Origin of the sequence: Mycobacterium sp. THU-M104 (assembly GCF_049197365.1) — a bacterium.
Taxonomy (GTDB): domain Bacteria; phylum Actinomycetota; class Actinomycetes; order Mycobacteriales; family Mycobacteriaceae; genus Mycobacterium.
Genome location: NZ_JBMIOP010000147.1, coordinates 1 through 12,977 on the forward strand (window position 1 = coordinate 1; position 12,977 = coordinate 12,977).

The window sequence follows — 12,977 nt, forward strand, 5'->3', positions numbered from 1 at the left end:
TGTGCGGCGAGATCGCGCGCTGGGTCGACGAGGAGGGCCTGTCCCTGGACGTGTCCACCGGCGGCGAGCTGGCCGTGGCGCTGCACGCGAACTTCCCTCCTGGGCGAATCACATTGCACGGCAACAACAAATCGGTCGAGGAACTGACCGACGCGGTGAAAGCCGGTGTAGGCCATGTCGTCGTCGACTCGATGACCGAGATCGAGCGTCTCGACGCGGTCGCGGCCGACGCCGGCGTCGTCCAGGACGTCTTCGTGCGCCTGACCGTCGGCGTGGAGGCGCACACCCACGAGTTCATCTCCACCGCCCACGAGGACCAGAAGTTCGGGCTCTCGGTGGCCAGCGGCGCGGCAATGGCCGCGGTGCGGCGGGTGTTCGCCACCGATCACCTGCGGCTGGTCGGGTTGCACAGCCACATCGGCTCACAGATCTTCGACGTCGCCGGCTTCGAGATCGCCGCACACCGCGTCATCGGCGTGCTGCGCGAGATCGTCGCCGAATTCGGTACGGAGAAGACAGCCCAGCTGTCGACGGTGGATCTCGGTGGCGGGTTGGGCATTTCGTACCTGGCGCCCGACGACCCCCCACTGGTGGCCGACCTGGCGGCCAAACTCCAAGCCATCGTGCGCAGCGAGTCGGCGGCCGTGGGCCTGCCCCCGCCCCGGCTGGTGGTCGAGCCCGGACGGGCCATTTCCGGACCGGGCACCATCACGCTCTACGAGGTCGGCACGGTCAAAGACGTCGACGTGAGCGCCACGGCGAACCGGCGCTACGTCAGCGTCGACGGCGGTATGAGCGACAACATCCGCACCGCGCTCTACGGCGCCGAGTACGACGCCCGGCTGGTCTCGCGGGGCAGCGATGCCCCGGCGGTGCAGGCCCGCATCGTCGGGAAACACTGTGAAAGCGGTGATATCGTCGTGCGCGACGCCTGGGTGCCCGGCGACCTGCAGCCCGGCGATCTGCTTGCGGTGGCCGCGACCGGGGCGTATTGCTATTCGCTCTCGAGCCGCTACAACATGATCGGCCGGCCGGCCGTGGTCGCGGTGCGCGCCGGGCGGGCCCGCCTGATCCTGCGCCGGGAGACGGTCGACGATCTGCTGAGTCTGGAAGTGAGGTGAACGACCTGTGCCCGGTGGTGAAAAGCCAGTCGGCGTAGCGGTACTCGGGTTGGGCAACGTCGGCAGCGAAGTCGTCCGCATCATCGGGGACAGCGCCGAGGATCTCGCGGCCCGCATCGGCGCCCCTCTGCTGCTGCGCGGCATCGGCGTGCGCCGGGTGGCCGCCGACCGCGGCGTCCCCATCGAGTTGCTCACCGACAACGTCGAAGAACTCGTCTCGCGCGAGGACGTCGACATCGTCGTCGAGGTGATGGGCCCGGTCGAGCCGGCGCGCAAGGCGATCCTGACCGCGCTCGAGCACGGCAAGTCCGTCGTCACCGCGAACAAGGCGTTGCTGTCGACCTCCACCGGCGAACTGGCGCAGGCGGCCGAAACCGCCAACGTCGACCTGTATTTCGAGGCTGCGGTCGCGGGCGCCATCCCGGTCATCCGCCCGCTGACTCAGTCGCTGGCCGGCGACACGGTGCTGCGGGTGGCCGGCATCGTCAACGGCACCACCAACTACATCCTGTCCGAGATGGACAGCACCGGCGCCGACTACGGCAGCGCGCTGGCCGACGCCAGCGCGCTGGGTTACGCCGAAGCCGATCCCACCGCCGACGTGGAGGGCTACGACGCCGCAGCCAAGGCCGCGATCCTGGCTTCGATCGCCTTCCACACCCGAGTGACTGCCGACGACGTGTACTGCGAGGGCATCACCAAGATCACCCCCGACGACTTCGCCTCCGCGCGGGCCCTGGGCTGCACGATCAAGCTGCTGTGCATCTGCGAGCGCGTCACGGGTGACGACGGCCAGGAGCGCGTCTCGGCACGCGTGTACCCGGCGCTGGTGCCCCTGTCGCATCCACTGGCCACCGTCAACGGGGCCTTCAACGCCGTGGTGGTCGAAGCCGCGGCCGCGGGTCGGCTGATGTTCTACGGCCAGGGCGCGGGCGGGGCGCCGACGGCGTCGGCGGTGACCGGTGACCTCGTGATGGCCGCTCGTAACCGGGTGCTGGGCAGCAGGGGACCCAAAGAATCCAGGTACGCCCAACTTCCCATCGCCCCAATGGGTTTGATCACGACCCGCTATTACGTCAGCATGGACGTGGCCGACGAGCCCGGTGTCTTGTCCACGGTGGCCGCGGAGTTCGCCAAGCGCGAGGTGAGCATCGCCGAAGTCCGCCAGGAAGGCGTGGCCGACCGGGGCGGGCGACGGGTAGGGGCCCGCGTCGTGGTGGTCACCCACAGTGCCACCGACGCCGCACTGTCGGAAACCGTGGAGGCGCTCGCCGATCTGGACGTCGTGCAAAGGGTGGCGAGCGTGCTGCGACTAGAAGGAACCAGCCTATGAGCGTTCCACGCACGTCCCAGTCGGCCACCCACGTGCCGTGGCCGGGGCTGATCGCCGCCTACCGCGACCGGCTGCCGGTCGGTGACGACTGGACCCCGGTCACGCTGCTCGAGGGCGGCACCCCGCTGATCGCCGCGCCCCGGCTCTCCGAGCTGACCGGCTGCACGGTGCATCTCAAGGTCGAGGGGCTCAACCCGACCGGCTCCTTCAAGGACCGCGGCATGACGATGGCGGTGACCGACGCGGTGGCCCGCGGTCAGCAGGCCGTGTTGTGCGCCTCGACGGGGAACACCTCGGCCTCGGCGGCGGCGTATGCCGCCCGCGCCGGCATCACCTGCGCGGTGCTGATCCCGCAGGGCAAGATCGCGATGGGCAAGCTCGCGCAGGCCGTCATGCATGGCGCGAAGATCATCCAGATCGACGGCAACTTCGACGACTGCCTGGAGCTGGCCCGCAAGATGACCGCCGACTTCCCGACGATCGCGCTGGTCAACTCGGTCAATCCGGTGCGCATCGAGGGCCAGAAGACCGCGGCCTTCGAGATCGTCGACGTGCTGGGCCGCGCACCCGACATCCACTCGCTGCCCGTCGGCAACGCCGGGAACATCACCGCCTACTGGAAGGGCTACCGCGAGTACCACCAGGAAGGCGTGATCGACGCGCTGCCCCGCATGCTGGGCACCCAGGCCGCCGGCGCGGCGCCCCTGGTGCTCGGCAAGCCGGTGCGCCATCCCGAGACCATCGCGACCGCGATCCGCATCGGCGCACCGGCATCCTGGGCGGCAGCCGTCGAGGCGCAGCAGCAATCGGGTGGCCGGTTCCTGGCCGCCACCGACGAGGAGATCCTGGCCGCCTACCACCTGGTGGCCCGCTCCGAAGGCGTTTTCGTCGAGCCGGCGTCGGCGGCCAGCATCGCCGGGTTGCTCAAGGCCGTCGAGGACGGCTGGGTGGCCCGCGGGTCGACCGTGGTGTGTACGGTGACGGGCAATGGGCTCAAGGATCCCGACACCGCGCTGAACGGCATGCCGACCGTGTCCCCGCTGCCCGTGGATCCCGTGCTCGTCGTCGAGAAGTTGGGATTGGCCTGACGGTGACTCAGATGCTGCCCGCGGGCTTGGTGGCGAGCGCCGTGGTGTCGGCTTCCAGTGCCAACCTGGGTCCCGGTTTCGACAGCGTCGGTCTGGCGTTGAGTTTGTGCGACGACGTGGTCGTGGAGACGGCGGAGTCCGGTCTGCGGGTGCTGGTCGAGGGGGAAGGTGCCGAGTCGTTGCCGCGTGGGCCCGAGCACCTGGTGTTTCGCGCGGTCCAACGCGGTCTGCAGGCCGCCGGTGTCGGCGCCCCGGGCCTGGTGGTCCGCTGCCGTAACGCCATCCCGCACTCCCGCGGTCTGGGCTCTTCGGCGGCGGCCGTGGTCGGCGGCCTCGCCGCAGCCAACGGCCTTGTCGCGCAGGCGGATTCGACTCCGCTGACGGATGCTCAGCTGATCCAGCTGGCCTCGGAGTTCGAGGGTCACCCCGACAACGCCGCGGCCGCGGTGCTGGGCGGCGCGGTCGTCTCGTGGGTGGACCGCGCCAATACTGCGCCCGCCTATTCGGCGGTGCCGCTGCGGCTTCATCCGCAGATCCGGCTGTTCTGCGCGATCCCCGAAGTGCGCTCGTTGACCTCCGAGACCCGGGTGTTGCTGCCCGCGCGCGTCAGCCACGAGGACGCCAGCTTCAACGTCAGCCGAGCCGCGCTGCTGGTGGTCGCGCTGACCGAACGGCCGGATTTGCTGATGGTGGCCACCGACGACATGCTCCATCAACCGCAACGTGCTCCGGCAATGCCCGCCTCGGCGGAATATCTGCGGCTCCTGCGGCGTCATCATGTGGCAGCGGCACTTTCCGGTGCTGGTCCGTCGCTGATCGCACTCAGCACAGAGGCGCAGCTACCTCGGCAAGCCTTGGAGTACGGGGCTGCAAGCGGATTCACCATCACAGAGATGACCGTGGGGGGCGCAGTTCGCTGGGGCCCGGGGGTCGCGGTCGCCGGTTGATCCGCGGCGCGACCGAGGGGTTTGCTTGCTTCCGGCCACAATGCGGACTATCCTCAGCAGCGTCCAGCAATCGCAGCATCTTCATCCACACTGCCTTGCCGCTAGGACACCACCAATTCTTCTCCTGGACGAGGTCGCCGTTTCTCACGCCGATCCTGGCACTGATCCCGGCGATCACCGTTGCAGAGTCGACGGTTGGGCGCACTCGGCAATTCGTGCTACGTGCGCAACGAACCCCCCTTATGACGTGATCAGCGGGGGAAGAAAGGAAATCCGTGACTGATACGGAACTCATCACGGCTGGCGAAAGCGCCGAGAACGATCACCTGTCGAATTCCGGGAACCATGACGCGCCAGACGTCAAAGCCGCCGCGTCGGGCGGGTCACTGTCCACGATGGTGCTGCCAGAGTTGCGCGCGCTGGCCAGCCAAGTCGGCGTGAAGGGCACGTCGGGAATGCGCAAGAACGATCTGATCGCCGCAATCCAGGAACATCGGGTCAAGGCCAACGGCACATCCGCCGCTGGCGGGCCGGCTCCCGAGAACAGCGGTGAATCCGGAGACGCATCCGACCGCGAACCCGCCACCCGCGAGGCGCCGGCCCTCCAAGCCGACCAGAATGGCTCGCAGACCGAGGCGCCACGCCGGGAACGCCGTGGCGCCTCACGCGACGCCGGGTCCAAGAGCCGCGGCCTGGACGAGGATCGCGGCGCCGCCGCTGACGCCGAGGGCAAAGCGGACGACTCGGCCGACAACACCCAAGGCCGCCAACGCGACACCCAGGGGCGTCAACAGAACACCAAGTCCGACCAGCGCGGGCTGCACGCCGGTGGCGACCAGGGCAATGACCAGCAGGGCTCGGGTAACCAGCAGTCGCGCGGCTCGAACCAGCAGGACGACGAGGGCGACGGTCGTCAGGGCCGGCGCGGACGCCGCTTCCGGGACCGTAGGCGCCGAAGCGAGCGTTCGGGCGAGGGCACCGACGCCGAGCTTCGTGAGGACGACGTCGTCCAGCCCGTGGCCGGAATCCTCGACGTCCTCGACAACTACGCATTCGTCCGCACGTCCGGGTACCTGGCCGGTCCGCACGACGTGTACGTCTCGATGAACATGGTGCGCAAGAACGGTTTGCGCCGCGGCGACGCGGTGACCGGCGCGGTGCGCGTGCCCCGCGACGGCGAGCAGCCCAACCAGCGGCAGAAATTCAACCCGCTGGTGCGTCTGGACACCGTAAACGGCGGTCCGGTCGAAGACGCCAAGAAGCGGCCTGATTTTTCCAAGTTGACGCCGTTGTACCCGAATCAGCGGCTGCGCCTGGAAACCACGACGGAGCGGCTGACGACACGGGTGATCGACCTGATCATGCCGATCGGCAAGGGGCAGCGCGCGCTGATCGTCTCGCCGCCCAAGGCGGGCAAGACGACCATCCTGCAGGACATCGCCAATGCGATCACCAAGAACAACCCCGAGTGCCACCTCATGGTCGTGCTCGTCGACGAGCGGCCCGAAGAGGTCACCGACATGACGCGTTCGGTCAAGGGCGAGGTCATCGCCTCGACGTTCGACCGCCCGCCATCGGACCACACCTCGGTCGCTGAGCTGGCGATCGAACGCGCCAAGCGTCTCGTCGAGCAGGGCAAGGATGTGGTGGTGCTGCTGGACTCGATCACCCGTCTCGGGCGCGCCTACAACAACGCCTCGCCCGCCTCGGGCCGGATCCTGTCCGGTGGTGTCGACTCCACCGCGCTGTACCCGCCGAAGCGCTTCCTGGGCGCCGCGCGCAACATCGAGGAAGGCGGGTCGCTGACCATCATCGCCACCGCGATGGTCGAGACGGGATCCACGGGCGACACGGTCATCTTCGAGGAGTTCAAGGGCACTGGCAACGCCGAGCTCAAGCTGGACCGCAAGATCTCCGAGCGGCGAGTGTTCCCCGCGGTAGACGTGAACCCGTCGGGCACGCGCAAGGACGAGCTGCTGCTCTCGCCGGACGAGTTCGCGATCGTGCACAAGCTGCGGCGCGTGCTGTCGGGTCTGGATTCCCACCAGGCCATCGACCTGCTGATGAGCCAGCTGCGCAAGACGAAGAACAACTACGAGTTCCTGGTGCAGGTGTCGAAGACGACGCCCGGCTCCATGGACAACGACTAAACCGGCATCACCGCCCGGTTCGCCCGCGACACATAAACCATCGACACGACACGCCGATTGGTGTCGCCGTGGTTTATGTCTCGACACAACCCGGTGTTCCGGGAATGCCGCGATGCACCGCGGGGTTTTGGGGAGGTAACGGGCGACCTGGCATAATCGACGCTCGACAACCCGAAGAGGACTCCCATGAAAACTGACATCCACCCCGCCTACGAGCCGACCACGGTGCAGTGCGGATGCGGCAACACGTTCGAGACCCGCAGCACCAAGCCGGGCGGCCGCATCGTTGTCGAGGTTTGCTCGCAGTGCCACCCGTTCTACACGGGCAAGCAGAAGATCCTCGACAGCGGTGGCCGCGTGGCCCGCTTCGAGAAGCGGTACGGCAAGCGTAGGGGCGCAGCTGACAAGGCCGGCGCGGCCGACAAATAGCCGTCTCACCGACGCCCGCCTGTGCGTGACCCGCACAGGCGGGCGTCGGTTCGTGTCTGCGCCGAACAGCGTGCCGAAGGAGGTGTGACATGACGCAGCCGACCCAGGCGATCGATGTGCTGCTCGCCGAACATGCCGAGCTCGAGCATCTACTGGCGGATCCGGAATTGCACAGCAATCCCGGCGAGGCGCGCAAAGCCGGCCGCCGGTTCGCCCGGCTGGCCCCTATCGTCGCCACCCACCGCAAGCTGACGTCGGCCCGCGGCGATCTGGAGACGGCACGCGAACTGGCCGTCGACGACCCGTCGTTCGCCGAGGAGGTCACTGCTCTCGAAGCGCGGGTGGCCGAGTTGGACACCCAGCTCACCGACATGCTGGCGCCCCGCGACCCCCATGACGCCGACGACATTCTGCTCGAGGTGAAATCCGGCGAGGGTGGCGAGGAGTCGGCGTTGTTCGCCGCCGACCTGGCCAGGATGTATGTCCGCTACGCCGAACGGCACGGCTGGACGGTGACGGTGCTGGACGAGACGTTCTCGGACCTGGGCGGCTACAAGGATGCGACCCTGTCGATCTCCGGCAAGGGTGACACCGTCGACGGGGTCTGGTCGCGGTTGAAGTTCGAAGGCGGAGTGCACCGCGTGCAGAGGGTCCCGGTGACGGAATCCCAAGGCCGCGTTCATACTTCGGCGGCCGGAGTGCTGGTCTATCCGGAGCCGGAAGAAGTCGGCGAGGTACAGATCGACGAGTCGGATCTGCGTGTCGACGTCTACCGGTCGTCGGGCAAGGGCGGCCAGGGCGTCAACACGACCGACTCCGCGGTGCGGCTCACCCACCTGCCCACGGGGATCGTCGTCACATGCCAGAATGAACGTTCGCAGCTGCAGAACAAGGCCCGTGCTATGCAGGTGCTGGCCGCTCGCCTGCAGGCGAGCGCCGAGGAACAGGCGATGGCCGACGCGTCGGCGGATCGGGCCAGCCAGATCCGCACAGTCGACCGCAGCGAACGCATCCGCACCTACAACTTCCCGGAGAATCGGATCGCCGACCACCGGATCGGCTTCAAGGCGCACAATCTCGATCAGGTTCTCGACGGCGAACTGGATCCCCTCCTCGACGCGCTGAGCGCCGCCGACAAGCAGTCACGGCTGCAGCAGGCATGACGACTCGGCTACGGCGCTCGATCGACTCCGCGGCGGCGCTACTCGCCGGCGCCGGGATCGATTCGGCGCGTCGGGACGCCGAGGAGCTGGCCGCCCACCTGGCCGGCACCGACCGAGGCCGGCTGAGTCTGCTGGAGACGCCCGACGACGAATTCTTCCGGCGGTATCGCGACGTCCTCGCCGCGCGCTCGCGGCGAGTGCCGCTGCAGCACTTGGTCGGGACGGCGGCATTCGGGCCGCTCTTTCTGCAGGTCGGGCCGGGTGTGTTCATCCCGCGTCCGGAGACCGAAGCGGTGCTGGAATGGGCGACTTCGCGGCCGCTCGGCGCGCGGCCCGTCATCGTCGATATGTGCACCGGATCCGGTGCCCTGGCGGTCGCGCTGGCCCGGCACCGCGCCGGCCTCGGGCTCGACGCCCGGATCATCGGCATCGACGACTCCGCTTCGGCACTCGACTACGCGCGCCGCAACGCCGAGGGCACGGCCGTGGAACTCGTGCACGCCGACGTCTCTGAGCTGGCTGGTAACCCGGGGCTGCTTGCCGAACTCGACGGCGGCGTCGACCTGGTCGTGGCCAACCCGCCCTACGTTCCCGACGACTCGGTTTCCAATGCGTTGCTGGAACCCGAAGTGGTCCGACATGATCCGCACCATGCGGTGTTCGGCGGGCCGGACGGGATGGCGGTGATCGCCCCCGTGGTGGCACTATCCGGGCGTTGGCTGCGCCCGGGCGGCCTGTTCGCCGTCGAACACGATGACACCACCGCGGCGCGGACCGCCCAATTGGTGCAGGACACTGGACTTTTCGACGACGTCCAGTGTCGCCGCGATCTGGCGGGCCGGCCTAGGTTCGTGACTGCCCGCCGAAGCGGCGCCCATGACTCGCGTCGTGACGATGCAGAGCGCAGCGATGAGGAGAAGCGGCGCCCATGACTCGCGTCGTGACGATGCAGAGCGCAGCGATGAGGAGAAGCGGCGCCCATGACTGACGTGTTCAGCTGTGCCGACCCCGAGCAGCGTGCGCGGGGGATCGCTTCGGCGGTGGGCGCGCTCAAGGGTGGCCGACTGGTCGTGATGCCGACCGACACCGTCTACGGACTCGGCGCAGACGCCTTCAACGGCGCCGCGGTGGGGGCGCTGCTGTCTGCGAAGGGGCGGGGCCGGGACATGCCCGTCGGGGTCCTCGTCGGGTCCTGGCACACCATCGAGGGACTTGTTTACACGATGCCCGACGGGGCCCGCGAGCTGATCCGCGCGTTCTGGCCGGGCGCACTGAGCCTGGTGGTGACGCAAGCCCCCTCGTTGCAGTGGGATCTCGGAGATGCACGGGGGACCGTGATGCTGCGGATGCCGTTGCATCCGGTCGCCCTCGAGTTGCTGCGCGAGGTTGGTCCCATGGCGGTATCCAGCGCCAACGTGTCCGGCCGGCCGCCGGCGGTGGACGCCGACCAGGCGCGCGCCCAACTCGGCGATCTCGTTGACGTCTACCTCGATGCAGGCGCCGCCCAGGAGCAGGCCGCCTCCACGATCGTCGACCTCACCGGGGCCGCCCCGCGGATTCTGCGCGCGGGACCGCTGAGCTCAGAACGGATCGCCGAGGTGCTGGGCCTGGACCCGGAAACCCTGACCGCGTAGCGCCGACAACCGGACTTGGCCCGGCGGCGGTGTTCGGCGCTCGTGGTCGGTGCAGTACGGTCTCGAGGTGTCCAGCGACATGACCAGCCTTGCCGGTGGTTTGCTCGCGGTGTCTGATCGCGGTGCCGGCGTTCCGCTGCGTGAACTCGCCGTCGTCGGCCTGACGGCGGCGGTCATCACCTACTTCGCGACCGGACCGGTGCGGGTGCTGGCGACCCGGCTGGGGGCGGTGGCCTATCCGCGCGACCGGGATGTGCACGTGACGCCCACTCCGCGGATGGGTGGGCTGGCGATGTTCGTCGGCGTCCTGGCTGCCGTGTTCCTGGCCTCCCAGCTTCCCGCGCTGACCCGCGGCTTCGTGTATTCCACCAGCATGCCCGCGGTGCTGGTCGCGGGCGCGGTCATCATGGGGATCGGTCTCATCGACGACCGTTGGGGCCTGGACGCCCTGACGAAATTCGCTGGGCAGATCACCGCGGCAAGCGTGCTGGTCACCATGGGTGTCGCCTGGACGGTGCTGTACGTACCCATAGGCGGGGTCGGCACGGTCGTGCTGGACCAGGCCTCGTCGATCCTGCTGACCCTGGCGCTGACGGTGTCGGTCGTCAACGCGATGAACTTCGTCGACGGACTGGACGGGTTGGCCGCCGGCCTGGGCTTGATCATGGCGCTGGCGATCTGCATGTTCTCGGTCGGTCTGCTTCGCGACCACGGTGGCGATGTGCTGTTCTACCCGCCCGCTGTCATCTCGGTGGTGCTCGCCGGCGCCTGCCTGGGCTTTCTGCCGCACAACTTCCACCGGGCCAGAATCTTCATGGGTGATTCCGGATCGATGCTGATCGGCCTGATGCTGGCCGCCGCTTCCACGACGGCCGCCGGCCCCGTCTCGCAGAACGCCTACGGCGCCCGTGACGTGTTTGCTCTGCTGTCGCCTTTCCTGCTGGTGGTCGCGGTCATGTTCTTTCCGATGCTGGACCTGCTGCTGGCCATCGTGCGGCGCACCCGCGCGGGTCGCAGCGCGTTCAGCCCCGACAAGATGCACCTGCACCACCGGTTGCTGCAGATCGGTCACTCGCACCGCCGGGTGGTGCTGCTGATCTATCTGTGGGTGGGCATTGTCGCCTTCGGCGCGGCAAGCACGATTTTTTTCAACCCCCGCGATAGCGGGGCGGTGATGCTGGGCGCGATCGTGGTCGCCGGCGTCGCGACGGCGATCCCACTGCTGCGCCGGCCCGCCGACTACGACAGCCCCGACAGCCACGACAGCCACGACAGCCACGACAGCCACGACAGCTACGACAGCTACGACAGCTACGACAGCTACGACAAGGAGTAGTAGTCACGTCTGTCCTGTGGTACGGTGCTGGCCGAACCCCAGAGAGACCTCGAGGGTTGCCGGTCCACCGGCCCACCGGTCGCCTACCGATCGCGCGGGTTCACGATGGATGCAGCGAGCCACCCCTTGGGGATTCCATCGTGATGACTGCGGTAAGCTCGGCGGGCCGCCGAACAGTCATTCGGGGCTTTCCCGCTCCACTAACTCGGGATTGAGGTGCTGCAGTGACGACGCCAGCGCAGGACGCGCCGTTGGTGTTTCCCTCTGTTGCTTTCCGACCCGTTCGGCTTTTCGTGATCAGCATCGGGATCAGCGCGGTCGCGGTTGTGGCCGCTGCGTTCTCGGGTCATCTCATGCTTGGGGTGTTCTTCGGTGTAGGGCTGCTGCTGGGTTTGCTCAACGCATTGTTGGTGCGTCGCTCGGTTGATTCGATCACCTCCCAGGATCACCCGCTCAGAAGGTCGATGGCGATCAACTCGGCGTCGCGGCTGGCCGTCATGACCGTGATCGCGCTGATCATCGCCTACGTGTTCCGGCCGGCTGGACTGGGCGTGATGTTCGGGCTGGCCCTGTTTCAGGTGCTGTTGGTGATATCGACCGCCGTGCCGGTCTGGAAGAAGCTGCGTGCAGGGGTGCCCGGTGACTCGTCGGCGGGGCCGGAAGAAAGGGGTACCGGCACATGACCGGGCTGATCCTGGCGGATGCGCAGATCGAGGTCGGAGAGCACACCCACGCCACCTGGCTGGGGATGACCGTCAACACCGACACCATCCTTTCGACCGCGATCGCCGCGGTGATCGTGATCGGGCTGGCGTTCTTCCTGCGCGCGAAGATCACCGCGACAGGCGTGCCCAGCGGGGTGCAGTTGTTCTGGGAGGCGATCACCGAGCAGATGCGCGCCCAGGTCGAGGCCGCAATCGGGATGCGGATCGCTCCCTTCGTGCTACCGCTCGCCGTCGCGATCTTCGTGTTCATCCTGATCTCCAACTGGCTGTCGGTGCTGCCGCTGCAGTACACGGACACGTCGGGGCATACCACCGAGTTGCTCAAGTCGGCCGCCGCGGACATCAACTACGTGTTGGCATTGGCACTGTTCGTCTTCGTCTGTTACCACGTGGCGGGAATCTGGCGTCGCGGCATCGTCGGGCACCCGATCGCGGTGCTCAAGGGGCACGTGGCCTTCTTGGCGCCGATCAACCTCGTCGAAGAACTCGCGAAGCCAATTTCCCTGTCGCTCCGACTTTTCGGCAACATCTTCGCCGGTGGCATCCTGGTTGCGCTGATCGCACTGTTTCCGCCGTACATCATGTGGGCACCCAACGCGATCTGGAAGGCGTTCGATCTGTTCGTCGGTGCGATCCAGGCGTTCATCTTCGCCATCTTGACCATCTTGTATTTCAGCCAGGCGATGGAGGTCGAAGAACACCATGACTGAGACCGCCACGCATCCGGCTCATCCGCGCATCACTATCGGCGCCTGGTAGACCACTACCAGATCGCCACCACTCAAAGGAGGAAAGAATGGCCCTGGACCCCCAAGTCGCTGCCGCCGCACTCATCGGCGGTGGCCTGATCATGGGTGGCGGCGCGATCGGTGCCGGCATCGGTGATGGCATTGCCGGCAATGCGCTGGTTTCGGGCATCGCCCGGCAACCGGAAGCACAGGGACGGTTGTTCACGCCGTTCTTCATCACCGTCGGTCTGGTCGAGGCGGCCTACTTCATCAATCTGGCGTTCATGGCGTTGTTCGTCTTCGCTACCCCGGTCGGCACCTAA

At 67.7% G+C, this 12,977-nt stretch carries 12 protein-coding genes and 1 pseudogene; all 13 read left to right on the top strand.

Features of this window, described 5'->3' with window-relative positions; translation table 11 throughout:
- A partial coding sequence (lysA, locus tag ACOJVU_RS12360) for a diaminopimelate decarboxylase (protein ID WP_421530044.1) occupies nucleotides 1–1,121 on the top strand: 1,121 nt, incomplete at its 5' end.
- Between the two features lie 7 nt (nucleotides 1,122–1,128).
- Complete coding sequence (locus tag ACOJVU_RS12365) at nucleotides 1,129–2,454, top strand: homoserine dehydrogenase (protein WP_421530045.1); 1,326 nt, start codon at nucleotides 1,129–1,131, stop codon at nucleotides 2,452–2,454.
- A complete protein-coding gene (gene thrC / locus ACOJVU_RS12370; RefSeq protein ID WP_421530046.1) occupies nucleotides 2,451–3,542 on the top strand; it encodes a threonine synthase in 1,092 nt (363 codons plus the stop codon). Before ACOJVU_RS12365 ends, thrC begins: the two co-directional genes overlap by 4 nt.
- 11 nt (nucleotides 3,543–3,553) lie before the next feature.
- On the top strand, nucleotides 3,554–4,489 hold the full coding sequence (gene thrB / locus ACOJVU_RS12375; RefSeq protein ID WP_421530047.1) for a homoserine kinase: 936 nt from the start codon (nucleotides 3,554–3,556) through the stop codon (nucleotides 4,487–4,489).
- Between the two features lie 275 nt (nucleotides 4,490–4,764).
- Nucleotides 4,765–6,639 carry a transcription termination factor Rho gene (gene rho, locus ACOJVU_RS12380; RefSeq protein ID WP_421530048.1) on the top strand — a complete coding sequence of 625 codons (1,875 nt, stop codon included), beginning with the start codon at nucleotides 4,765–4,767 and terminating at the stop codon, nucleotides 6,637–6,639.
- 186 nt (nucleotides 6,640–6,825) lie between these two features.
- Nucleotides 6,826–7,068: a 50S ribosomal protein L31 gene (gene rpmE, locus ACOJVU_RS12385; protein WP_421530049.1), complete on the top strand. Its 243-nt coding sequence runs from the start codon at nucleotides 6,826–6,828 to the stop codon at nucleotides 7,066–7,068.
- Nucleotides 7,069–7,157: 89 nt separating this feature from the next.
- On the top strand, nucleotides 7,158–8,231 hold the full coding sequence (prfA, locus tag ACOJVU_RS12390; RefSeq protein WP_421530050.1) for a peptide chain release factor 1: 1,074 nt from the start codon (nucleotides 7,158–7,160) through the stop codon (nucleotides 8,229–8,231).
- Entirely contained in the window at nucleotides 8,228–9,163 is a 936-nt protein-coding gene (gene prmC, locus ACOJVU_RS12395) for a peptide chain release factor N(5)-glutamine methyltransferase (protein WP_421530051.1), read from the top strand. The genes prfA and prmC overlap by 4 nt, the downstream gene beginning before the upstream one ends.
- Before the next feature lie 48 nt (nucleotides 9,164–9,211).
- Nucleotides 9,212–9,865, top strand: a complete 654-nt coding sequence (locus ACOJVU_RS12400) for an L-threonylcarbamoyladenylate synthase (protein WP_421530052.1) — start codon at nucleotides 9,212–9,214, stop codon at nucleotides 9,863–9,865.
- 49 nt (nucleotides 9,866–9,914) lie between these two features.
- Nucleotides 9,915–11,120, top strand: a pseudogene (locus ACOJVU_RS12405) (glycosyltransferase family 4 protein); the annotation flags it as partial.
- A gap of 305 nt (nucleotides 11,121–11,425) precedes the next feature.
- Nucleotides 11,426–11,884: an ATP synthase subunit I gene (locus tag ACOJVU_RS12410; RefSeq protein ID WP_421530053.1), complete on the top strand. Its 459-nt coding sequence runs from the start codon at nucleotides 11,426–11,428 to the stop codon at nucleotides 11,882–11,884.
- Nucleotides 11,881–12,636, top strand: a complete 756-nt coding sequence (atpB, locus tag ACOJVU_RS12415) for a F0F1 ATP synthase subunit A (protein ID WP_421530054.1) — start codon at nucleotides 11,881–11,883, stop codon at nucleotides 12,634–12,636. Before ACOJVU_RS12410 ends, atpB begins: the two co-directional genes overlap by 4 nt.
- A gap of 92 nt (nucleotides 12,637–12,728) precedes the next feature.
- Nucleotides 12,729–12,977, top strand: a complete 249-nt coding sequence (locus ACOJVU_RS12420; RefSeq protein ID WP_024636915.1) for a F0F1 ATP synthase subunit C — start codon at nucleotides 12,729–12,731, stop codon at nucleotides 12,975–12,977.

Bases quoted from the DNA above. Each gene is read 5' to 3' on its own strand.
- thrC (WP_421530046.1), top strand. From the start codon at position 2,451: ATGAGCGTTCCACGCACGTCCCAGTCGGCCACCCACGTGCCGTGGCCG.
- thrB (WP_421530047.1), top strand. From the start codon at position 3,554: ATGCTGCCCGCGGGCTTGGTGGCGAGCGCCGTGGTGTCGGCTTCCAGT.
- rpmE (WP_421530049.1), top strand. From the start codon at position 6,826: ATGAAAACTGACATCCACCCCGCCTACGAGCCGACCACGGTGCAGTGC.
- prfA (WP_421530050.1), top strand. From the start codon at position 7,158: ATGACGCAGCCGACCCAGGCGATCGATGTGCTGCTCGCCGAACATGCC.
- prmC (WP_421530051.1), top strand. From the start codon at position 8,228: ATGACGACTCGGCTACGGCGCTCGATCGACTCCGCGGCGGCGCTACTC.
- ACOJVU_RS12400 (WP_421530052.1), top strand. From the start codon at position 9,212: ATGACTGACGTGTTCAGCTGTGCCGACCCCGAGCAGCGTGCGCGGGGG.
- atpB (WP_421530054.1), top strand. From the start codon at position 11,881: ATGACCGGGCTGATCCTGGCGGATGCGCAGATCGAGGTCGGAGAGCAC.